The sequence below is a fragment of the Haemophilus parainfluenzae T3T1 genome, assembly GCF_000210895.1.
Lineage (GTDB): Bacteria > Pseudomonadota > Gammaproteobacteria > Enterobacterales > Pasteurellaceae > Haemophilus_D > Haemophilus_D parainfluenzae_A.
The window spans coordinates 42,845-64,391 of sequence record NC_015964.1 but is presented as its reverse complement, the minus strand read 5'-3'; the positions used below and the strand labels follow the sequence as shown (position 1 = coordinate 64,391).

The window sequence follows — 21,547 nt, the reverse complement described above, 5'->3', positions numbered from 1 at the left end:
AGTTGAAATGCCTTTGTTAATTTTTATACAAAAAGCGAAAAAATACTTCTTTTAGTGCAATATCTTAATTGACAAAATTGCGGAAGACTTCTATCATAATACAGCCTTCCAATGTGGTTTGTTTGGAAGTCAGGATTGGTCTCCTGAATATATAAGTGGCTTTTAAAAGATTCTTAATCTTTTAATTTTATATCGCAGACTGGAACCCCAGAGATGCTTTAAATCTATGGTGGGCTAGGTAGAAATCCCGCAGGGATGCGATGCAGTAAGCCACTTGCTGTTAAGACCAATTCTGCTTAGTTCCACCACCCTTCAAAACAATCTTCACTTTTCAAACATTCATTTAACTCACTTCAACTGATAAATCATTGGCTAAAGTGCGGTCATTTTTTACTTTATTTTTAGCAAAAAAATACCGACCCATTTCTGAGTCGGCATTTCATTTGGTGTGTATTATTTCACTTTTTGTTTCATGGCTTCTGCCACAAGTTCAGCTTCAGGGCCGAGAACCACTTGTAAGCCATCATTACCGATTTTCACGATACCTTTTGCGCCAAGAGACTTGAGCTGTTCTTCATTAATTTTGTGTTGATCCACTAAGCTTAAACGTAAGCGAGTGATACAAGCATCAATATTTTTGAAGTTATCAGCACCACCTAAAGCATCAATAAATTTGACCGCTCTTTCTTCGCGAGATTGGCTCGCTGCTGGTTGTGCTGCAGTGGTTTCTTCTGCTTCTTCTGTACGACCTAATGTTTTTAAGTTGAAAGCTTTAATTGCAAAACGGAATACTGCATAGTAAATCACGAAGAATACTAAGCCTTGTACGATTAGCATATACCATTCAACGGCTAATGGGTTGCGTGATGAAAGCACCATATCCACGAGACCCGCACTGAAACCGAAGCCTGCAATCCAATGCATTGTCGCCGCGATAAAGACGGAAATACCGGTCAATACCGCGTGGATGAAGTAAAGCACTGGTGCAACAAACATGAAAGAGAATTCTAATGGCTCGGTGATACCAGTGAAGAATGAGGCAAACGCACCCGCAAGCATGATTGATGCCACTTTAGTTCTTTGACTTGGTTTAGCGCTGAGATAAATCGCTAATGCGGCACCCGGTAAACCGAACATCATAACAGGGAAGAAACCGGCTTGATACATACCCGTTACACCAACCGTTGCAGTACCTTCAGCAAGTGATTTTGCACCACCTAAGAAGTTTGGAATGTCATTGATACCTGCGACGTCAAACCAGAATACGGAGTTCAATGCGTGGTGTAAGCCAACAGGAATGAGTAAGCGGTTGAAGAAACCGTAAAGACCAGCACCAACCGCGCCTAAGTCTTTAATGCTTTCACCGAATGATACTAAACCGCCGAAAATATATGGCCAGATGTAAAGCAATACGAAGCTGATGAACATCATGACAAAAGAAACGACGATTGGCACAAGGCGTTTTCCGCTAAAGAAGGAGAGTGCTTTTGGCAATTCTACTTGATAGAAGCGGTTATAAAGTTCAGCTGAAATCACTCCGATCAAAATCCCAATAAATTGGTTATTGATTTTCCCGAAGGCAGCTGGCACTTCACTCACATCGATATGTTGTAGTTGAGCAACACTGCCAGGTGAAAGTAGAGTGGTTACCACATAGTAACCTACTAAACCTGAAAGTGCAGCGGAACCATGTTTGTCCTTAGATAAACCGAAAGCAACGCCAACGGCAAAAAGCAGGCCCATGTTATCGATGATAGCACCGCCTGATTTAATTAAAAATGCAGCAAGTTGACTGTTAGCTCCCCAGCCATCTGGGTCAAGCCAATAACCAATACCCATCAGTACAGCCGCTGCTGGTAAGACAGCAACAGGTACCATTAAGGCTTGCCCAATTTTTTGCGCATAACCTAACACATTCATTTTTTTCTCCTATTTATAAGTAATGAAGTATTACTTCATATTCTAAAGTAAAAAAAAATATTTTGTACAAATGTGGCAACTTTATCTCAAAATTGAGAAGCCGATCACAAATTTTGAAATTGTACTTCAAAAAATATTTTTTTATGGTGCAAGTTTTACTGCGTTTTACTATAATGGCCAAAAAGCCAAAAGGAAACCAAGTGTTACTGTCTAATGTAGGAGTTTATATGTCGAAATTATCACATAATGAAGTCTTAGATAAAATCAAATTTGGTCTTATTGCTTCTTGTCAGCCTGTCGATGACGGTCCGATGGATAAACCAGAAATCGTGGCAGCCATGGCACAGGCTTCTGTTGTTGGTGGTGCCGCTGGATTGCGTATCGAGGGCATAGAAAATCTTAAGGCAACACGCCCTACTGTGAATGTACCGATTATTGGTATTGTGAAACGTGATTTACCTGACAGCCCTGTACGAATCACGCCATTTTTGCATGATATTGAAGATTTAGCGAAAGCTGGTGCTGATATTATCGCCGTGGATGGGACAAATCGCCCTAGACCAGTAGATATTGAAAGTGCGGTCAAAAAAATCCACGAATTAGGCTGTTTAGCCATGGCGGATTGTTCGAATTTAGAAGAAGGCTTGTACTGTCAAAAACTCGGTTTTGATATCGTGGGGAGTACGATGTCAGGCTATACAGGTGGCGCTGTGCCGGAAGAACCGGATTATCAATTAGTTAAAGATTTGAAAGCAGCAGGCTGTCGAGTCATGGCGGAAGGACGTTATAACACCCCTGAATTGGCGAAAACGGCGATTGAAATTGGTGCTTATTGCGTGACAGTTGGTTCTGCATTGACTCGTTTAGAGCATATCGTAAGTTGGTTCACCGAAGCCATTCATTCAGCGAAAAAATAAAGGAAGAAGATATGTCATTAACAGTGGATAGTGGTCAGACATTACAGCGTTGTTTGGCATTAGATATTGGTGGCACGAAAATCGCTTCTGCTATAGTGAAAAATGGTGAGATTCAGCAGCGAAAACAGATTTCCACGCCACAAGATGATGCTGCGCAAGCGATGCATCAAACCCTTGCTCAGTTGCTAAAAGAATATGAAGGGCAGTTTGATTATGTCGCCGTTGCTTCAACAGGCATTATTAATCAAGGCATTCTGACCGCACTTAACCCTAAAAACTTGGGTGGATTAGCCCAATTCCCATTAAAAGACAGTATTGCACAGCACACCGATAAACCAATTGGCTTACTTAATGATGTGCAAGCGGCAGCCTATGCCGAGTATCAACTACAAAATCCTAATGATGTTCAAAACTTTACCTTTATTACGGTTTCTACAGGAGTAGGGGGCGGTTTAATTTTAAATCATCGTTTACTTACTGAGCCAAATGGCATAGCAGGACATATTGGTCATACTTTAGCCGATCCTAATGGCCCCGTTTGTGGATGTGGTCGCCGTGGTTGTGTTGAAGCCATTGCATCTGGTCGCGCGATTGAAGCGGTTTCTTCTCAGTGGGATGAGCCTTGTGATCCGAAAGAAGTCTTTGCGCGTTTCCGTCAAAATGATGAAAAAGCGACCGCACTTGTGACTCGTTCAGCTCAAGCCATCGCGAATTTAATTGCAGATTTGAAGATTGGCTTAGATATGCAGAAAGTCGTAGTTGGTGGTAGTGTCGGATTAGCAGAAGGTTATTTACCGTTGGTTCAATCTTTATTAAGTGAACTTCCCGCTGTTTATCATTGTGAATTAGAAAGTGCTAAATTCGGGCAAGATGCTGGCTTGATTGGTGCAGCTTACTGGGTAAAAGATTGCTTATTACAAGCAAAAAATACGGGAGTGGTTTATGGCTAAAAATGGCAATATTTTAAATACCATCAGCTCGTTATATCGCAGTTTAACGAAAACTGAAAAGAAAATTGCGGATGCGATTTTACTGAATCCTGATCTTGCGGTGCAATGTCCTCTAGCTGAAATTGCCGCCCATTTAGAAGTCGGGGAAGCAACCTTTGTGCGTTTTTGTCGCACTCTTGGCTTTAAAGGCTTCAGTGATTTTAAATTGGAATTATCCATCGAGCTTGCGACGAAGGATGGCAAAGATAACACCGTATTAGATTCAGATATTACCGATTCTGATAACTCCTTGAATATTGCGCATAAACTTAAATCAGCCATCAATAACGTGATGGATGAAACCATTAATTTATTGGATTTTGAGCAGCTGGAAGAAGCAGTAAAAGCCATTCAGCAAGCAAATCGTGTCTTTTTATTTGGTGTAGGCACATCGGGTATTACTGCGGAAGATGCTAAAAATAAACTCATGCGTATCGGTGTGCAAGTGGATGCGACAGGTAACAACCATTTTATGTATATGCAGGCATCTTTATTGACGAAAAAAGATGTGGCAATTGGTTTGAGCCATTCCGGCTATTCTCAAGAAACCACTCATACCATGAAAATCGCGAAAGAAAATGGCGCCAAAACCATTGCGATTACGCACAGCTTGCGTTCTCCCATCACTGAATATGCTGATCTTGTTTTGGTGAATGGCAATAAGCAAGGCAAGTTACAAGGCGACTCTATCGGCACGAAGATTGCTCAATTATTCGTATTAGATTTAATTTATGCTTTATTGGTACAGGCATCGCAGGAAAGTGCGGTCAAAATAAAGCAAAAAACATTAAATGTCATTTTAGAACAACGTATTAAATAGGAGAGAAAAATGCGTAACTTAAAAGGTATTTTTAGTGCGTTATTAGTATCATTCAATGAAGATGGCTCTATCAATGAAAAAGGCTTGCGTGAAATTATTCGCTATAACATTGATAAGATGAAAATTGATGGTTTATATGTAGGCGGCTCAACAGGTGAAAACTTCATGCTTTCTACGGAAGAGAAAAAACAAATTTTCCGTATCGCGAAAGATGAAGCAAAAGACCAAGTCGCATTAATCGCACAAGTGGGTAGCGTGAACTTACATGAAGCAGTGGAATTAGGTAAATATGCAACCGAATTAGGCTATGACAGTCTTTCTGCGGTAACGCCTTTCTACTACAAATTCAGCTTCCCTGAAATCAAACATTACTACGACACCATTATTGCGGAAACAGGCAATAACATGATCGTGTACTCAATTCCGTTCTTAACAGGTGTGAACATGGGTATTGAGCAATTCGGCGAACTTTATAAAAACCCGAAAGTGCTTGGTGTGAAATTTACCGCTGGGGATTTCTATTTATTAGAACGTTTGAAAAAAGCTTATCCAAATCACCTCATTTGGGCTGGTTTTGATGAAATGATGGTACCTGCAGTATCTTTAGGTGTGGATGGTGCAATTGGTAGTACATTCAACGTTAATGGTGTACGCGCAAGACAAATCTTTGAATTAACCAAACAAGGTAAATTGGCTGATGCGCTTCAAGTTCAACATGTGACCAATGATCTTATCGAAGGCATTTTAGCGAATGGCTTATATCTCACTATCAAAGAGTTATTGAAACTAGATGGTGTGGATGCAGGTTATTGCCGTGAGCCAATGACAGCGAAAGCAACACCAGAGCAATTAGCGAAAGCGAAAGAGTTAAAAGCAAAATATTTATAAATTAATGGAAAAGTGACCGCACTTACTTCTTTCCTCTCTCTTCAATCGGGGAGGAAAGAATGTCGGTGTGGTATTGATAAGGAAGGTTATTATGCGTCTCATTCCTCTGAACAATGAACAACAAGTCAGCCGTTGGGCGGCGCGTCATATTGCTGATCGAATTAATCATTTTAAACCTACTGCAGAACGTCCTTTTGTATTAGGTTTACCAACAGGTGGTACGCCACTTAAGACCTATCAAGAATTGATTAAATTAAATCAAGCGGGAGAAGTGAGTTTTAAACATGTGGTGACCTTCAATATGGATGAATACGTGGGTTTGCCAAAAGAACATCCAGAAAGCTATCACAGTTTTATGCATAATAATTTCTTCAACCATATTGATATTCAACCGCAAAATATCAATATTTTAAATGGTAATACCAATGACCATGATGAAGAATGCCGACGTTATGAAGAAAAAATTAAATCTTACGGCAAAATTCATTTGTTTATGGGCGGTGTAGGTGTTGATGGGCATATTGCTTTTAATGAACCTGCGTCTTCTTTAAGTTCACGTACCCGTATTAAAACCTTAACGCCAGATACTATTATCGCGAATTCTCGTTTCTTTAATAATGACGTAAATCAAGTACCAAAATATGCCTTAACAATCGGTGTAGGGACATTACTTGATGCAGAAGAAGTGATGATTTTAGCAACGGGCCATAATAAAGCCTTAGCCGTACAAGCCGCCGTAGAGGGCAGTATTAATCACCTTTGGACAGTGAGTGCCTTACAGCTCCATCGCCATTTTGTTTTAGTATGTGATGAGCCTGCATTGCAAGAATTGAAAGTGAAAACAGTGAAATATTTTACTGAATTGGAAGGGCGCGCGATTCATAGTGTGTTATAAGTGCGGTTAATTTTAATTTGATTTTAGGAAGGTATGATGAAGTATGCATTAATTAACAGCGTAATCTACACCAAAAATGAGGTGTTAAGAGATTATGCGGTGGTTATTGAAGGGGAATATATTCAATCCGTTATTCCACAAAGCGAATTAGAAAGTGGGATTAAAACCATTGATTTAAAAGGGCATAATCTCACGGCTGGCTTTATTGATCTGCAATTAAACGGCTGCGGTGGCGTGATGTTTAACGATCAAACAAGCGTGGAAACATTAGAAATTATGCAAGCCACTAATTTAAAATCAGGCTGTACCAGTTTCTTACCAACATTTATTACTGCACCGGATGAAGATATTAAATATGCAGTAAATATCATGCGTGAGTATTTGAATAAGCATAAAAATCAAGCGCTTGGCTTACACATTGAAGGACCTTATTTAAGTCTTGAGAAAAAAGGCGTGCATCGCCCGGAATATATCCGTGAAGCGACGCCAGAGATGAAAGATTTTTTATGTGATAATGCAGATGTGATTACTAAGCTGACCATTGCCGCGGAAAACCCAACGGTACAATATATTCCTGATTTTGTGAAAGCAGGCATTATTGTGTCTATTGGTCATTCTAATGCGACTTATGAAGTGGCGAAAGCCGCCTTTCATAAAGGGGCAACCTTCGCGACTCACTTACACAATGCGATGTCGCCGATCAGCTCAGGACGTGCGATGGGAGTAGTTGGCGCCGTGTTAGACTCCGATGTTTACACGGGTATTATTGTAGATGGCGTGCATGTGAATTTTGGTAACGTTCGTTTAGATAAAAAAGCGAAAGGTGACAAACTTTGCATTGTGACCGATTCTATTGCTGCTGCAGGTGCGCCACCTGAATTGGAAACCTTCACTTTTGTAGGAAAACCAATTTATGTGAAAGACGGCCGTTGCTACGATGCAAATGGTACGATTGCAGGTGCATCGATTACCATGATGGAATCTATTAAGAATGCAGTAGAGTATGTAGAAATTCCATTAGCAGAAGCGATTCGTATGAGTAACCTTTACCCAGCAAGAGCGATTGGCGTAGATGATCGTTTAGGTTCTGTTGAAGCCGGTAAAGTCGCAAACTTAGCGGTATTCACAAAAGATTATGATGTGATAGGTACCGTATTGAATGGTGAATGGAAACCAAACTAAAGTGCGGTCAAAAATAGCATTGTTTTAAACGTAATCCGATCCTTAAACAGATCGGATTATTTTTTATGGTTGCAATTCGGTAATCTTACCGGTATCCACTTGGAATAATTTCCCTTTACCAACCTGCATTTCTTTGAGTTGGCCTTGAGTGATTGCAGTAACAAAAACTTGAGAACCACTTTGTTGCAAGCGTTCAGCGAGAAGGGCACGTTTATGTTGGTCCAACTCGGAGGCAAAGTCATCAATTAGAAAGATACAATGACGTTGTTTTTGAATCATTAAATGCTCACCTTGCGCTAAACGTAGTGCACACATCAATAATTTCAATTGCCCACGAGAGAGCACATCTTCAACCGGTAATCCATTTGCTTTAAAGCGGAAGTCCGCTTTTTGTGGGCCTGAAACCGTATAACCAATGGCTTTATCTCGCTCAAAGTTTTGCGCCAGTAATTCACCATACTCTGTCTCTTTCTCCCAGCCTTGATGAAAGCTCACAGTAATCTCTAATTCAGGTAAAAATAACTGGCAGGTTTTTTCAATTTCTGGACGTAAGGCTTCAGCGTATTCAGCCCGCCAATCACTCACTTGGTGGGCTAATTTAGCTAATTCAATGTCCCAAATTTTAATTGCTGAATAAGGCTGGTTTTGACTAAGAGCAGCATTCCGTTGCTTTAATAAGCGGTTTAATGCGACCCAAGAGGAATGAAAACTGTTATGGTGGTGGAATAAGCCCCAATCTAAAAATGCACGTCGAAAACTAGGTCCGCCATTTAATAGGGTAAGTCCTTCTGGCGTAATTAATTGCATCGGTAAAAGGTGAGCGAGATCGGCAATTTTATTACCGTCTTCACCATTTATTTTCGCAATGGTATTACCTTGACGAAGTTTTTGTAAGCCAACAGACCATTGATGCTGGCTTTCTTGAATTTGGCCAAAAAGCGTGAAATGAGGTTCGTCGTAAGAAATGATGCGATTTGCGACAGCACTTTTGAAAGAGCGTCCATGCCCGAGATAAAAAATTGCTTCTAATAAGCTCGTTTTTCCGCTGCCGTTATTGCCGACTAAAAAGTTAAAGCCGTGATCAAATTCAAGATCCACGGCATTTAAATTTCTAAATTTTTCAACAATTAAGCGGGAAATGGCCATTATTTCTAGAGGCGCATTGGCATAATGACGTATTCTGCGCTTGCATCTTCGCTGTTTTCAATTAAGCAGCTTGATGATGCATCAGTGAGGCGAATACGTACTTGTTGGCATTTTAAGGCATTCAATACGTCTAAAATGTAAGTCACATTAAAGCCCACTTCCATTTCTTCGCCTTGGTAATTCACATCCACGATTTCTTCTGCCACTTCGTGTTCAGGGTTAGATGCGGTAATTTTAAGTTGGTTTTCACTTAAGTTTAAACGCACGCTACGTACACGTTCATTTGAAAGGATAGAAGCGCGTACAAAAGCTTGTTTTAAGGTTTCCCAGTTACCTTCTACGATACGAGTTGCATTACGTGGTAATACACGACGGTAATCAGGGAAGCGACCATCAATAAGTTTTGAGGTAAACACAATGTGGTTTAAGTGAATACGAAGATTATTCGTGCCGATTTGCAAACGAGCAAGTTCGTCACTGCTTTCTAATAAGCGATTCAGTTCTAATACACCTTTGCGTGGCAGAATAACTGAATGAGTTTGCAGATCTTGGTCTAATTCGATCGTACAAACCGCAAGACGGTGACCGTCAGTTGCAACCGTACGTAATAAATTACCTTCCGTTTCAAATTTCATGCCGTTTAAGAAATAGCGAGCATCCTGGTTTGCCATTGAAAATTGGGTTGCTTCAATTAAGCGACGCAAGGTGCTTTGCGGTAAGGCAAAATCCACTTCAGATTGCCAATCCGTTAGATTTGGATATTCTTCAGCGGGCAGAGTAGTGAGATTAAATTTACTGCGACCTGATTCTACAATAGCGCGATCTTCTTCAAAGGTGACTGTAATTTCAAATTCATCTGATAATGTACGGCAAATATCTAAGAATTTTTTAGCCGGAATAGTGAAAGCGCCATCAGCGGTTGAAGAAGAAAGTTGAGTATAGCTAGAAAGCTCAACTTCAAGGTCTGTACCTGTAATCGTTAAACGGTTATCTTCAATTTGTAATAACACGTTATTTAATACAGGAATATTCGGACGATTGCTCAATACGCCACAAACTTGCTGTAAGGGTTTTAGTAGATTTTCTCTTGAAATGCTGAATTGCATCATTGGCTCCTTATGCAGATAATGTGCGAATTAAATTCGCCCAGTCTTCTTGAATACTGCTGTCTTTTTCACGGAATTTAGGCACTTCACGACAAGCATTTAAAACTGTCGTATGGTCGCGTTCAAAGGCACGACCAATTTCCGGTAAGCTTTTATTGGTTAATTCTTTTGCTAACGCCATCGCAACTTGGCGTGGGCGAGTGACGGATCTTGCTCTGCTTTTTGATTTTAAATCCGCCACTTTAATTCGATAGTATTCTGCCACGACTTTTTGAATATTTTCAATGGTTACCAAACGCTCTTGTAAGGCAAGAATATCTTTTAATGTGTCACGGACAAAATCAATATCAATGTGACCACCTTTGAAGTCTTGCATCGCTTTCACACGGTTTAAGGCACCTTCTAATTCACGAACATTGGTGCGTAAGCGTTGGGCAATAAAGAATGCCACTTCTTCTGGCAGCTCCATATGATGTTCTTCCGCTTTTTTCAGCAAAATCGCAACACGAGTTTCTAAATCAGGTGGTTCAATCGCAGTCGTTAAACCCCAACCGAAGCGAGATTTTAGGCGTTCTTCAATTTTTTCAATTTCTTTTGGATAGCGGTCAGAGGTCAAAATAATTTGACGGCCAGTTTCAAATAAATTATTGAAAATATGGAAGAATTCTTCTTGTGTTTTTTCTTTTTCTGCGAAGAATTGAATATCATCCACTAATAATGCATCAAGGGAACGATAGAATTTTTTGAATTGATCCATTTTATTATCACGCATTGCTTTTACCATGTGTTGCATAAAGTTATTGGCATGGATATAAAGGACGCGAGCATTCGGTTTATTCGCTAAAATGCCATTACCGATTGCGTGTAATAAGTGAGTTTTACCTAAACCTGTACCCCCATATAAAAAGAATGGGTTTGCGGTTGGTTCACCAGGTGCGAGAGCGAGTTTTTGACCGACAGCACGGGCGAGTTGGTTTGATTTACCTTCAACAAAGTTTTCAAATAAATGTTTACGATTTAGGTGTGATTCAAATTTAGTCGGCGCATCAGATTCTTGCTGAAAACTCACCGCACTTTCTTGATGATTAGCTGTTTGACTCGGGTCTGGTTCAATTGTTTTTGGAGCCGGTTTTACCCCTTCTTTTACGATAATTTGTAAATTCGGATTTTTAGAAAGGGCTTGGCAAATTTGATGAATTTGAGCCAAGTAATGATTTTCCACCCAGCTTTTCACAAACATATTTGACGCATATAACACCACTTGATCTTGCGAGATGACATCCGCTTGTAGTGGGCGTAACCAAGTACTGAGATCCATCGGAGAAACCTGATCTTGTAGTTGTGATAAGCAATCTTGCCATAGGTTGGAAAGGCTCACGATAAATTATCCTTATGTTATATGCGTATAAATAAAAGCCGCAAAAGTGCGGTTAAAAATCGGAGAGAATTTTACAATAATTTAGGCAAAAGATCTTCTGTTGGTCATCAAAAAAAGACAAAAAGGTTGCTTGAGATTTTGCCCAAAATCCGTATAATCCCCACGATTTTAGAAGAAACGGAAGATTATTTCGGAATTTTCTCTTTTCTTATTTGACGAAAGCCCAATTTATGATTAAAATTGCGGTCTATTTTTTATAACCCTTGTTGTGTTTTGAATATCAAAACAGTAAACCATTTTGATTTAGGTAGATTACAATGAAACGTACATTTCAACCTTCTGTATTAAAACGTAGCCGTACTCACGGTTTCCGTGCTCGTATGGCAACTAAAAACGGCCGTCAAGTTTTAGCTCGTCGTCGTGCTAAAGGTCGTAAGAGTTTATCTGCATAATCACCTCTTTTAGTGATTAAGCTAAACTTCTCTCGGGAGTTACGATTGTTAACTCCCACTCAATTCAAAAATGTCTTCGAACAACCGTTTCGAGCAAGCACCCCTGAAATTACCATTCTCGCACGCAAAAATAATCTTGAGCATCCACGCTTAGGTTTAACTGTGGCTAAAAAACATCTTAAACGAGCGCACGATCGTAATCGTATTAAACGTTTAGTTCGTGAAAGTTTTCGTTTATCCCAACATAATTTGCCCTCTTGTGACTTTGTCTTTGTGGCGAAACGTGGCATTGGTCAGCTTGATAATCAAACGTTTTTACAAACTTTGGATAAATTATGGGCACGTCACATTCGTTTGGCACAAAAATCCTCATCGCTTTAATTAAGTTTTATCAAGTAGCGATTAGCCCTTTAATCGGGCCGCGTTGTCGTTTTGTGCCAACCTGTTCTTGCTATGGTATTGAGGCGTTAAAAACACATGGATTGTTAAAAGGTAGTTGGCTTACGCTAAAACGTGTATTAAAATGTCACCCCTTAAGCGCCGGTGGATTCGATCCTGTTCCGCCGAAAAAGATTAATAATAACGATGAGAAAAAATAATGGACTCAAGACGTAGCCTATTAGTGCTTGCACTACTCTTTATTTCTTTCCTTGTTTATCAGCAATGGCAACTTGATAAAAATCCACCGGTTCAACAACAGACCACGGAACAAACAACAACCGCCTCTTCTGATGTACCGGCAAGTTCTTCTTCATCTGCCGAAGTAGTGGCAGACTCACAAACCAAAGGTCACATTATTACATTAGAAAATGATGTATTCCGTTTGAAAGTGGATACATTAGGTGGTGATGTAATCAGTTCAGAATTATTAAAATATGATGCAGAATTAGGTTCAAAAGAACCTTTCGTCTTGTTAAAAGATACAAACGAGCATGTTTACATTGCACAAAGCGGCTTGATCGGTAAAAACGGGATCGATACAAAAGCAGGTCGCGCGCAGTATCAAGTTAGTGGTGATAATTTCAAATTAGCAGAAGGTCAAAATGAACTTTCTGTGCCATTAACATTTGAAAAAGATGGTGTGACTTATCGTAAAATCTTTGTGTTAAAACGTGATAGTTACGATGTAGGTGTTAACTTTGAAATTGTGAACCAAAGTGGTAGCGCAATTGAAGTTGAACCTTACGGCCAATTAAAACACACATTAGTTGAAAGCAGCGGTAACGTGGCAATGCCTACTTATACCGGTGGTGCGTACTCTTCTTCAGAAACCAATTACAAAAAATACAGCTTCAGCGATATGAAAGATAAAAATCTTTCTATCGATACCAAAGCAGGTTGGGTTGCTGTTTTACAACACTATTTCGTATCAGCTTGGATCCCAAATCAAGATGTAAATAACCAACTTTATAGTATTACAGACAGCAAAAATAACGTTGCGTCTATTGGTTATCGTGGTCCAGTAGTATCTGTTCCAGCGGGTGCAACAGAAACAATTACCAGCTCATTATGGACAGGTCCAAAATTACAAAACAAAATGGCTGAAGTGGCTAACCATTTAGACTTAACCGTCGATTACGGTTGGGCATGGTTTATCGCGAAACCATTATTCTGGTTATTGACGTTCATTCAAAGTATTGTATCTAACTGGGGTGTGGCAATTATTTGCGTAACCTTAGTGGTGAAAGCGATTTTATATCCGCTCACAAAAGCACAATACACTTCTATGGCGAAAATGCGTATGTTGCAACCAAAAATGCAAGAAATGCGCGAACGTTTTGGTGATGATCGCCAACGTATGAGCCAAGAAATGATGAAACTTTACAAAGAAGAAAAAGTGAATCCACTTGGCGGTTGCTTACCATTAATCCTTCAAATGCCAATTTTCATCGCATTATACTGGACGTTTATGGAAGCGGTTGAACTTCGCCATGCTCCATTCTTTGGTTGGATTCAAGATTTATCGGCACAAGACCCTTACTACATTCTCCCAATCTTAATGGGCGGGTCAATGTTCTTGTTACAAAAAATGTCACCGACTCCAGTTGCAGATCCAATGCAACAAAAAGTGATGAACTTCATGCCGTTGATCTTCATGTTCTTCTTCCTCTGGTTCCCGGCAGGTCTCGTACTGTACTGGTTAGTGTCTAACTTAATCACTATCGTACAACAACAAATGATCTACCGTGGTTTAGAGAAAAAAGGGTTACATACCCGTAAAAAATAATCACTAACCGCACCTTTGGGTGCGGTTTTTACATATATTTATGATGTTCAATACAAGACTAAAAGTCATTTCGTTATTTATTTTAATTGGGTTAATTATATATCCTACGTTTTCGGATAAGACCCTACTTCCTGGTGCACGTCTTGATGTTTATGTTTCCCTTGTATTAAGCATTCTTCTTTTTTTTGTCGTGATTTATTGGGAAGTGGAAAATGTCCTTTTACAAAGGAAGGCAAAACCTAAAAGAGCTTCCGATAAAAAGAAACCCAAAGAAAATATTTTTTATCACATACTCATGAAAGTATTGGGGTATATTATTATGTGTAGTGGTTTTTTTTGTTGCTTTTTCTTACTTTCAAACACTTTCTTAACTTTCTATGTTTCCATTTGGGGACAAGAAGAAAACTATATAGCCGAGGTTACTTATAAGCGTAAAAACAAATCGGTATATAGTATTTATATTTCATCCAATCAATATGGAAATGAACGATTCACTTCTAAAAAGGTTTATAATTCGGTAGAGAATGGGCAAATACTCCAAATTTATAAAAAAAGAACGAGCTCGCTCTCCTATATTGATGCATCTGAAGTAATGAAACTTAATGCTCTTTCCAATTAATTTTTCCTCAAGATAACCGCAATATTAGAGCGGTCAATTTTTAGTGAGTTTTTATGAAAGAAACAATCGTCGCACAAGCGACAGCGCCAGGACGTGGCGGTATTGGTATTTTGCGTGTATCTGGCCCGAGAGCGGTTGAAGTGGCACAAGCGGTACTAGGTAAATGTCCTAAACCAAGAATGGCAGATTATTTACCTTTTAAAGATGCTGACGGCACCGTATTAGATCAAGGCATTGCGCTTTATTTTAAATCACCGAATTCCTTTACTGGTGAAGATGTATTGGAATTGCAAGGTCATGGCGGACAAGTGGTATTAGATTTGTTACTAAAACGAATCTTACAACTTGATGGTGTTCGTCTTGCGCGTCCAGGTGAATTTTCTGAACAAGCTTTTTTAAACGATAAATTAGATTTAGCTCAAGCAGAAGCGATTGCGGATTTAATTGATGCCACTTCGGAGCAAGCTGCTCGTTCAGCATTAAAATCATTACAAGGTGAATTTTCTAATAAAGTGAATCAGTTAGTGGATTCCGTGATTTATCTTCGTACTTATGTGGAAGCATCGATTGATTTTCCCGATGAAGAAATTGACTTTTTGGCAGACGGTAAAATCGAAGCAAAATTACGAGAAATTATCAATCAACTTGATTTAGTCCGTAGCGAAGCAAAACAAGGCTCGATTTTACGTGAAGGAATGAAAGTGGTGATTGCCGGTCGCCCAAATGCAGGTAAATCCAGTTTACTGAATGCTTTAGCGGGCAGAGAAGCAGCTATTGTGACTGATATTGCGGGAACAACGCGCGATGTGTTGCGTGAGCATATTCATATTGATGGCATGCCTTTACATATTATTGATACTGCAGGACTTCGTGAAGCGACAGATGAAGTTGAGCGTATCGGGATCTCGCGTGCGTGGACGGAGATTGAGCAAGCCGATCGCATTATTTTGATGTTAGACAGTAGCGATCCGGATAGCCAAAATATTGAAAAAGTGCGATCAGAATTTTTGTCAAAATTACCGAATAATATGCCGGTGACTATCGTTCGCAATAAAGTAGATTTAAGTGGCGAGGCGGTTGGACTAAAAGAAGAAAATGGAACAACGACCATTCACTTATCAGCCCAAACACATCAAGGTGTAGATTTGTTGCGAGAGCATTTAAAACAGGCAATGGGCTTCCAAACCGGGATGGAGGGCGGTTTCTTAGCGCGCCGTCGTCATCTTGATGCCTTAGAAAAAGCGGCCGAACATTTGCAAATTGGGTTAGTCCAATTAACCGAGTTTCATGCTGGTGAATTATTGGCGGAAGAACTTCGTTTAGTTCAAGCTAACCTGAGTGAAATTACGGGGCAATTTACTTCGGATGATTTACTCGGCAATATTTTCAGTTCTTTCTGTATTGGAAAATAAACTTTAGTTTATGACTTTTCATATGTTGTGGGTCATTGCTCTTGGTCTTTCGATGGATGCCTTTGCAGTTTCCATCTCAAAAGGCTTAGCAATGCGCGCTTTTCGATGGAAACAAGCATTAGCTATTGCATGCTGCTTTGGGTTATTCCAAGGCATCATGCCGGCAATCGGCTATGTTGTCGGGCTGCAATTTAGTCAGATGATTCAAAATTGGGATCATTGGATTGCCTTTGTTTTGCTTGCGCTCATCGGTGTGAATATGATTCGAGAAGGACTTAGCTCGGATGATGAACCCGCTCCCTCATTGATTAGTTTAAAACATTTGCTAACACTTGGTGTAGCAACGAGTATTGATGCGTTAGCCGTCGGTGTCTCTTTTGCTTTTCTTTCCGTGGACATTTTATTGGCCGTCTTCATCATAGGTTTAACAACCTTTGTCATCTCTTTTATTGGTGTAAAGAGCGGTCATTTTTTAGGGAAAAAATTCAAAAGCAAAGCAGAAATTTTTGGCGGTTTAGTGTTATTAGTCATAGCCGTGAAAATCCTGCACGAACACGGTGTTTTTTAAGTGCGAATTTTCGCCTTTTAGATTATAATCTTACGAACTTTGTCTTTTTTAAAAGGGTAATAATTGAATGTTAATTGAAAAAATGCATGGCGTCGCCCATAGCTTTATCGGGAAAGCGATCTTTGCTTTACTTCCAGTTTCATTTTTAATTGGTGGGATGTCTGGCTATTTGTATGGTGGCAACGAGAGTTTTGCTGCAAAAGTGAATGGCGAAACGATCTCTCAACAAGATTTCTTAAATCGTTATAACCAAGAGTTTGAAGCGCGAGCACAACAAGAAGGCGAGAGTTTCTTAGCGAAAACTGACTCTGTGGAATTTGTGACCGCACTTCGTCAAAATTTAATTCAACGTTTAGTGGATCAAGAATTAATCCGTCAATATGCCAAAGAATTAAAATTAGGTGTAAGTGACGACATGATCAAACGTGCGATTGTAAGCGATCCTAACTTACAATCTAACGGTAAATTTGATAATGCCCGTTATCAACAATTATTGACTCAAAATGGTTTAACATCCGATACCTATGCGGCTATTTTACGTAATGCATTAACACTTGAACAAATGCAAAACGGTCTGGCTGACAGTGAATTTGTTGTGCCAGCTCAAGTAAAAGATAGTGCACAAACCTTTTTCCAAAAACGTATCGCTCGTCTTGCAACACTTCCATTAGCCGATGAAGTGGCAAAACAAAAAGTAACAGAAGAAGAAATTAAAGCGTATTACGATGCGAATGCGAAATCACTTGTTCAACCTGAACAGGCGAAAGTCCAATATATTCGCGTCTCAGCAAATGAATTAGGTAAGTTACAACCTGTCACTGAAACACAAATTGCGCAATATTATCAAGAAAATAAAGCGCAATTCATTAGCCAAAAATTAGCACACATCCAATTAGCGACTGAGAAAGAAGCGGATGCGGTTTATCAAGAACTGCAAAAAGGCGCTGATTTTGCTGAGTTAGCAAAAGCGAAATCTGTGGATAAACTTTCTGGTGCACAAGGTGGTGAATTAGGTTGGGTAAAAGACAACGAATTACCGAAAAACTTTGAAGATGCCGCATTATTATTAAATGTTGGTCAATATAGCACACCAGTTAATGTGGATGGGGCTTACCATATTATTTTAGTGCAAGATCGTAAAGAACGTACGTTAGACGAAGTGAAAGAGCAAATCGCGGATAGCGTACGTAAAAACTTAGCAGGAAGTCGTTTCCAAGCGGTAGAAAAAGCGGTTCGTGCAAAAGCAGCAGAAAGCAGTGATTCTTTAGCTGCGGTAGCTGAAGCTGCAGGCGTGAAAGTAGAAGAAACAGATTATTTCGGTAAAAATAATGTCCCTGCGGCGTTAAATTTCCCAAATGTGACTTCTGCCATTTTTGAATCAGATATTGCAAACGGTGGCGCAAATTCTGAGCCATTAACGGTTGGTGAAAATGAATTTGTTGTGGTACGTGTCGTGGATCATAAAGCTGAAGGTTTACAAAGCCTTGATGAAGCGAAATCAACGATTGAGCAATTCTTAAAACGTGAAAAAGCCGATAAAGTATTGACTGAAAAAGCAGAGCAAGCCGTTAAAGCGCTATCTGCCGATCCAACTAAATTACCAGCAGGTATTAGTTTTGGGGAGCCACAAACCTTTACATTAATGGATAATAAAGATCCAGTGCTTTATGAAGGTGTATTTGCCATTGCCAAACCACAAGATGGTAAAGCGGCTTATCAAGTTGCTCGTAACAGCAAAGGTGATGTGGTTGTGGTTGCTCTTGAACGTGTAGAAGAGCCTACTTTAAGTGAACAAGAATTAGCGAAATTTAGCACTCAACTTGTTCGTGCGCGTCAAGGCGAATTGCAAGGACAGTTAATGCAAGCATTGCGTGAAAAAGCGCAAATCGAGATTAATACCAGCTTTATTAATCAAGATGATTCAGAAGAAGGTGCGGCTCACTAATCCGATTGAAATGTCATTTATCATCAATTTCTGATGGAAAATAAAAGCAAAGTGCGGTAAATTTTGACCGCACTTTTTTATATAAAATAAGGAGAAGACTATGGCTCAAGAAACCATTTTCAGCAAAATTATTCGTAAAGAAATTCCTGCCAATATTGTTTATCAAGATGAATTAGTAACCGCATTCCGTGATATTTCACCGCAAGCGAAAACCCATATTTTGATTATTCCTAATAAAGTGATTCCAACGGTGAATGATGTGACAGAACAAGATGAAGTTATCTTGGGTCGTTTATTTACTGTCGCGGCTAAAATTGCTAAAGAAGAAGGCATTGCCGAAGACGGTTATCGCTTAATCGTGAATTGTAATAAACACGGTGGACAAGAAGTATTCCATATTCATATGCATCTTGTTGGTGGTGAACCTTTAGGTAGAATGTTGGCGAAATAATGAAAAAGATCCTAATTACAGCAACGGTATTATTTTTAACGGCTTGTTCATCTGCACCAAATATTGTGGGAACCAATAAGCCAATTTTAAATATGGCGGCAAATTTAGCACCGGCTTTAGATGTTGATTTGTCTGATAATACCGCAGCCTTAAAAAATAAAACTACACAACAACTCAATGTGCTTTACCATCTTTATTGGTATAACACACAAGGTGTAACGCAAGTTTGGGCGAATCAGCAAGAAAGCCAATCAGGCAATATTTTATTGCAACCACAAGAAAAGAAAGTGTTTGAACTACCAAAACCAAGCACAGAAAGTAGCAATTATCGTCTTTACTTACAATAGTTTATGTCCACATTATTAATTGACCTTGAAGGTCATGAGCTCAAACAAGAAGAAGTTGACTTACTGGAACATCCTTTAGTTGCCGGTATGATTTTATTTACCCGCAATTTTTATGATCGTCAGCAAGTTCAAGCGTTAATTAAATCTATTCGTCAACGAGTGAAAAAGCCTTTATTGATCACGGTCGATCAAGAAGGTGGTCGTGTGCAACGTTTCCGCGAAGGTTTCACTCAGCTCCCCGCGATGCAAGCTTTTGCGGCATTAGTTAAGGATTCAACTCAGCAACAACAAATAGCAAAAGAAGCGGGTTGGCAAATGGCGGCTGAAATGGTGGCGCTAGATATTGATTTGAGTTTTGCTCCGGTGTTGGATTTGGGGCATGAATGTCGTGCGATTGGCGATCGTAGTTTTGGCTGTGATGTAAAAAGTGCGGTCAATTTGGCAGCCGCTTTTATTGATGGTATGCACCAAGCAGGCATGGCAACAACAGGAAAACATTTTCCAGGACACGGTCATGTTTTAGCCGATTCTCATCTTGAAACCCCTTATGATGAGCGTGCAAAAGAAGTGATTTTTAATCATGATATTTTGCCATTCCAGCAATTAATTCACCAGAGTAAGCTTGATGCGATTATGCCGGCTCACGTGATTTATACGCAATGTGATAGCCAGCCAGCAAGTGGTTCGAGTTATTGGCTGAAAGAAATTTTGCGTAAACAGCTGGGCTTCCAAGGGGCGATTTTCTCTGATGATTTAGGCATGAAGGGCGCAGGTTTTATGGGTGATTTTGTGGCTCGTAGTGAGAAAGCCTTGAATGCTGGTTGTGACTTATTATTGCTTTGCAATGAACGAGAAGGTGTCATTCAAGTGCTTGATAATCTTAAGTTAGAGGAAACCACAGAGCATTTTGCAGCACGCCAAACTCGCTTGAAATCGCTCTTTAAACAAAAATCCTTTGATTGGTCAGAACTCACCAAAACTTCACGTTGGATTGAAAATCATCAAAAACTGACCGCACTTCAACAAGAGTGGCTTGCTTCTAAATGATTGATTGCCATCATTATCAAAAAGGCGATTGCCATTCTTGTCAATGGCTTGAAATGCCTTATGAGCAGCAACTCGCCAAGAAAGAAGAGCATCTTAAAAAACAACTTGCCAAATTAGATTGTGATGATTTAATTTGGCATCCGCCTTTTTATTCCTCCGAATCAGCTTTTCGTAATAAAGCGAAAATGGTTGTAAGTGGCGCGGTGGAACGTCCCATTCTAGGTATTTTACAAGACCCGAATGATCCACAAAGTGCGGTGGATTTATGTGATTGCCCACTTTATCCGCAACGCTTTGCTGAACTCTTTCCGATTCTAAAAGATTTCATTGGACGCGCTGGTTTAGTCCCTTATAACGTGGCTAAACAAAAAGGTGAGCTCAAATATATTCTGCTCACAGAAAGCCAACATACAAAAAAATTGATGTTGCGTTTTGTATTACGTTCAGAAACTAAATTGCCGTTAATTCAACGTGAATTTGCAGGGCTATTGGAAAAATTACCACAACTTGAAGTGGTGAGTGTGAATATCCAACCCCAACATGCAGCGATCTTAGAAGGTGAGAAAGAAATCTTTTTGACGAACCAACATACTTTATTGGAAAGTTTTAATGGTATTCCGCTCTTTATTCGCCCTCAAGGTTTCTTTCAAACGAACCCACTAGTAGCACAAGGATTATATGCAACGGCGCAAGATTGGGTGCAAGATTTGCCGATTACTAAACTTTGGGATCTCTTTTGTGGAGTAGGTGGTTTTGGACTTCATTGTGCTAAAGCTTTACAGGATAAACATCAACAAGAAGTGGAATTGATCGGGATTGAAATTTCTCCATCTGCTATTCAAGCGGCGACTCAATCTGCTCAGGTGTTAGGGCTAAACAACGTTAAATTCCAATCTTTGGATGCCGCTAATTTTGCTTTAGCACAAGATGAAAATAAACCGGATTTGGTGATCGTCAACCCGCCTCGTCGAGGTATCGGAAAGGAACTCGCTGAATTTCTCAATGAAATGCAACCGCACTTTATTCTTTATTCCAGCTGCAATGCTGTTTCCATGGGAAAAGATTTGCAGCATCTAACCAATTATAAACTTACTCAAATTCAATTATTTGATATGTTCCCGCATACAGCTCACTACGAGGTGTTGCTACTATTAACACACATCAATACTTAATAAAGTTATCCACAAATTTTTGCCTATCACTAAATAGTTTTATTTCTAGATAGTTATTTAATAGTA

General features: G+C 39.6%; 22 protein-coding genes. 18 read left to right on the top strand and 4 right to left on the bottom strand.

Going from position 1 to position 21,547, the window contains the following annotated elements; translation table 11 throughout:
- Positions 1–453: 453 nt before the first annotated feature.
- Entirely contained in the window at positions 454–1,920 is a 1,467-nt protein-coding gene (gene nagE, locus PARA_RS00330) for an N-acetylglucosamine-specific PTS transporter subunit IIBC (RefSeq protein ID WP_014064025.1), read from the bottom strand.
- Positions 1,921–2,147: 227 nt separating this feature from the next.
- Here nagE and PARA_RS00325 point away from each other — a divergent pair, with 227 nt between their 5' ends.
- From PARA_RS00325 to nagA, 6 genes are all read left to right on the top strand, one after another.
- Positions 2,148–2,837 (top strand): N-acetylmannosamine-6-phosphate 2-epimerase, encoded by a 690-nt coding sequence (locus PARA_RS00325; protein ID WP_014064024.1) that lies wholly within the window; start codon positions 2,148–2,150, stop codon positions 2,835–2,837.
- Between the two features lie 11 nt (positions 2,838–2,848).
- Positions 2,849–3,787 carry an N-acetylmannosamine kinase gene (locus tag PARA_RS00320; protein ID WP_014064023.1) on the top strand — a complete coding sequence of 313 codons (939 nt, stop codon included), beginning with the start codon at positions 2,849–2,851 and terminating at the stop codon, positions 3,785–3,787.
- A complete protein-coding gene (locus tag PARA_RS00315) occupies positions 3,780–4,646 on the top strand; it encodes a MurR/RpiR family transcriptional regulator (protein WP_014064022.1) in 867 nt (288 codons plus the stop codon). The genes PARA_RS00320 and PARA_RS00315 overlap by 8 nt, the downstream gene beginning before the upstream one ends.
- A gap of 9 nt (positions 4,647–4,655) precedes the next feature.
- Positions 4,656–5,534, top strand: a complete 879-nt coding sequence (gene nanA / locus PARA_RS00310; RefSeq protein WP_005695560.1) for an N-acetylneuraminate lyase — start codon at positions 4,656–4,658, stop codon at positions 5,532–5,534.
- Between the two features lie 91 nt (positions 5,535–5,625).
- Positions 5,626–6,429, top strand: coding sequence for a glucosamine-6-phosphate deaminase (gene nagB / locus PARA_RS00305; protein ID WP_014064021.1), 804 nt, complete (start codon positions 5,626–5,628; stop codon positions 6,427–6,429).
- A gap of 36 nt (positions 6,430–6,465) precedes the next feature.
- Entirely contained in the window at positions 6,466–7,611 is a 1,146-nt protein-coding gene (gene nagA / locus PARA_RS00300) for an N-acetylglucosamine-6-phosphate deacetylase (protein WP_014064020.1), read from the top strand.
- Positions 7,612–7,674: 63 nt separating this feature from the next.
- On the opposite strand, the gene recF is transcribed toward nagA, so the two are convergent.
- The 3 genes from recF to dnaA are packed head-to-tail and all read right to left on the bottom strand — an operon-like array spanning position 7,675 to position 11,241.
- Positions 7,675–8,757: a DNA replication/repair protein RecF gene (gene recF, locus PARA_RS00295; protein WP_014064019.1), complete on the bottom strand. Its 1,083-nt coding sequence runs from the start codon at positions 8,755–8,757 to the stop codon at positions 7,675–7,677.
- 5 nt (positions 8,758–8,762) lie between these two features.
- Positions 8,763–9,863, bottom strand: a complete 1,101-nt coding sequence (gene dnaN / locus PARA_RS00290) for a DNA polymerase III subunit beta (RefSeq protein ID WP_014064018.1) — start codon at positions 9,861–9,863, stop codon at positions 8,763–8,765.
- A gap of 10 nt (positions 9,864–9,873) precedes the next feature.
- Entirely contained in the window at positions 9,874–11,241 is a 1,368-nt protein-coding gene (gene dnaA, locus PARA_RS00285; RefSeq protein ID WP_014064017.1) for a chromosomal replication initiator protein DnaA, read from the bottom strand.
- Positions 11,242–11,558: 317 nt separating this feature from the next.
- On the opposite strand from dnaA, the gene rpmH reads away from it, so the two are divergent.
- The 12 genes from rpmH to rlmC all read left to right on the top strand — a co-directional run bounded on the left by rpmH (position 11,559) and on the right by rlmC (position 21,481).
- Positions 11,559–11,693, top strand: coding sequence for a 50S ribosomal protein L34 (gene rpmH, locus PARA_RS00280; protein ID WP_005539760.1), 135 nt, complete (start codon positions 11,559–11,561; stop codon positions 11,691–11,693).
- Positions 11,694–11,705: 12 nt separating this feature from the next.
- The gene (gene rnpA, locus PARA_RS00275) at positions 11,706–12,074 is read left to right on the top strand and encodes a ribonuclease P protein component (protein ID WP_014064016.1); all 369 of its coding nucleotides are present in this window, start codon (positions 11,706–11,708) and stop codon (positions 12,072–12,074) included.
- Positions 12,029–12,292 (top strand): membrane protein insertion efficiency factor YidD, encoded by a 264-nt coding sequence (gene yidD, locus PARA_RS00270; RefSeq protein ID WP_005695569.1) that lies wholly within the window; start codon positions 12,029–12,031, stop codon positions 12,290–12,292. Before rnpA ends, yidD begins: the two co-directional genes overlap by 46 nt.
- Positions 12,292–13,920: a membrane protein insertase YidC gene (yidC, locus tag PARA_RS00265; RefSeq protein WP_014064015.1), complete on the top strand. Its 1,629-nt coding sequence runs from the start codon at positions 12,292–12,294 to the stop codon at positions 13,918–13,920. The genes yidD and yidC overlap by 1 nt, the downstream gene beginning before the upstream one ends.
- A 40-nt stretch (positions 13,921–13,960) precedes the next feature.
- Positions 13,961–14,539: a hypothetical protein gene (locus tag PARA_RS00260; RefSeq protein WP_014064014.1), complete on the top strand. Its 579-nt coding sequence runs from the start codon at positions 13,961–13,963 to the stop codon at positions 14,537–14,539.
- 53 nt (positions 14,540–14,592) lie between these two features.
- Positions 14,593–15,951 (top strand): tRNA uridine-5-carboxymethylaminomethyl(34) synthesis GTPase MnmE, encoded by a 1,359-nt coding sequence (gene mnmE, locus PARA_RS00255; RefSeq protein WP_014064013.1) that lies wholly within the window; start codon positions 14,593–14,595, stop codon positions 15,949–15,951.
- Between the two features lie 10 nt (positions 15,952–15,961).
- On the top strand, positions 15,962–16,519 hold the full coding sequence (locus tag PARA_RS00250) for a manganese efflux pump MntP family protein (protein ID WP_041918184.1): 558 nt from the start codon (positions 15,962–15,964) through the stop codon (positions 16,517–16,519).
- Positions 16,520–16,586: 67 nt separating this feature from the next.
- Positions 16,587–18,464 (top strand): peptidylprolyl isomerase, encoded by a 1,878-nt coding sequence (gene ppiD / locus PARA_RS00245; RefSeq protein WP_014064011.1) that lies wholly within the window; start codon positions 16,587–16,589, stop codon positions 18,462–18,464.
- A 100-nt stretch (positions 18,465–18,564) separates the two neighbouring features.
- Positions 18,565–18,915, top strand: a complete 351-nt coding sequence (hinT, locus tag PARA_RS00240; protein ID WP_014064010.1) for a purine nucleoside phosphoramidase — start codon at positions 18,565–18,567, stop codon at positions 18,913–18,915.
- Complete coding sequence (locus PARA_RS00235) at positions 18,915–19,262, top strand: hypothetical protein (RefSeq protein WP_014064009.1); 348 nt, start codon at positions 18,915–18,917, stop codon at positions 19,260–19,262. Before hinT ends, PARA_RS00235 begins: the two co-directional genes overlap by 1 nt.
- A 3-nt stretch (positions 19,263–19,265) precedes the next feature.
- Positions 19,266–20,309, top strand: coding sequence for a beta-N-acetylhexosaminidase (gene nagZ / locus PARA_RS00230; RefSeq protein ID WP_014064008.1), 1,044 nt, complete (start codon positions 19,266–19,268; stop codon positions 20,307–20,309).
- Positions 20,306–21,481 (top strand): 23S rRNA (uracil(747)-C(5))-methyltransferase RlmC, encoded by a 1,176-nt coding sequence (gene rlmC, locus PARA_RS00225; RefSeq protein ID WP_014064007.1) that lies wholly within the window; start codon positions 20,306–20,308, stop codon positions 21,479–21,481. Before nagZ ends, rlmC begins: the two co-directional genes overlap by 4 nt.
- Positions 21,482–21,547 lie beyond the last annotated feature (66 nt).

Excerpts from the sequence above, each read along its gene's own strand:
- nagE (WP_014064025.1), bottom strand. The coding sequence starts at position 1,920 with ATGAATGTGTTAGGTTATGCGCAAAAAATTGGGCAAGCCTTAATGGTA.
- PARA_RS00325 (WP_014064024.1), top strand. The coding sequence starts at position 2,148 with ATGTCGAAATTATCACATAATGAAGTCTTAGATAAAATCAAATTTGGT.
- PARA_RS00320 (WP_014064023.1), top strand. The coding sequence starts at position 2,849 with ATGTCATTAACAGTGGATAGTGGTCAGACATTACAGCGTTGTTTGGCA.
- PARA_RS00315 (WP_014064022.1), top strand. The coding sequence starts at position 3,780 with ATGGCTAAAAATGGCAATATTTTAAATACCATCAGCTCGTTATATCGC.
- nanA (WP_005695560.1), top strand. The coding sequence starts at position 4,656 with ATGCGTAACTTAAAAGGTATTTTTAGTGCGTTATTAGTATCATTCAAT.
- nagB (WP_014064021.1), top strand. The coding sequence starts at position 5,626 with ATGCGTCTCATTCCTCTGAACAATGAACAACAAGTCAGCCGTTGGGCG.
- nagA (WP_014064020.1), top strand. The coding sequence starts at position 6,466 with ATGAAGTATGCATTAATTAACAGCGTAATCTACACCAAAAATGAGGTG.
- recF (WP_014064019.1), bottom strand. The coding sequence starts at position 8,757 with ATGGCCATTTCCCGCTTAATTGTTGAAAAATTTAGAAATTTAAATGCC.
- dnaN (WP_014064018.1), bottom strand. The coding sequence starts at position 9,863 with ATGCAATTCAGCATTTCAAGAGAAAATCTACTAAAACCCTTACAGCAA.
- rpmH (WP_005539760.1), top strand. The coding sequence starts at position 11,559 with ATGAAACGTACATTTCAACCTTCTGTATTAAAACGTAGCCGTACTCAC.
- yidD (WP_005695569.1), top strand. The coding sequence starts at position 12,029 with ATGGGCACGTCACATTCGTTTGGCACAAAAATCCTCATCGCTTTAATT.
- yidC (WP_014064015.1), top strand. The coding sequence starts at position 12,292 with ATGGACTCAAGACGTAGCCTATTAGTGCTTGCACTACTCTTTATTTCT.
- PARA_RS00260 (WP_014064014.1), top strand. The coding sequence starts at position 13,961 with ATGATGTTCAATACAAGACTAAAAGTCATTTCGTTATTTATTTTAATT.
- mnmE (WP_014064013.1), top strand. The coding sequence starts at position 14,593 with ATGAAAGAAACAATCGTCGCACAAGCGACAGCGCCAGGACGTGGCGGT.
- PARA_RS00250 (WP_041918184.1), top strand. The coding sequence starts at position 15,962 with ATGACTTTTCATATGTTGTGGGTCATTGCTCTTGGTCTTTCGATGGAT.
- ppiD (WP_014064011.1), top strand. The coding sequence starts at position 16,587 with ATGTTAATTGAAAAAATGCATGGCGTCGCCCATAGCTTTATCGGGAAA.
- hinT (WP_014064010.1), top strand. The coding sequence starts at position 18,565 with ATGGCTCAAGAAACCATTTTCAGCAAAATTATTCGTAAAGAAATTCCT.
- PARA_RS00235 (WP_014064009.1), top strand. The coding sequence starts at position 18,915 with ATGAAAAAGATCCTAATTACAGCAACGGTATTATTTTTAACGGCTTGT.
- nagZ (WP_014064008.1), top strand. The coding sequence starts at position 19,266 with ATGTCCACATTATTAATTGACCTTGAAGGTCATGAGCTCAAACAAGAA.
- rlmC (WP_014064007.1), top strand. The coding sequence starts at position 20,306 with ATGATTGATTGCCATCATTATCAAAAAGGCGATTGCCATTCTTGTCAA.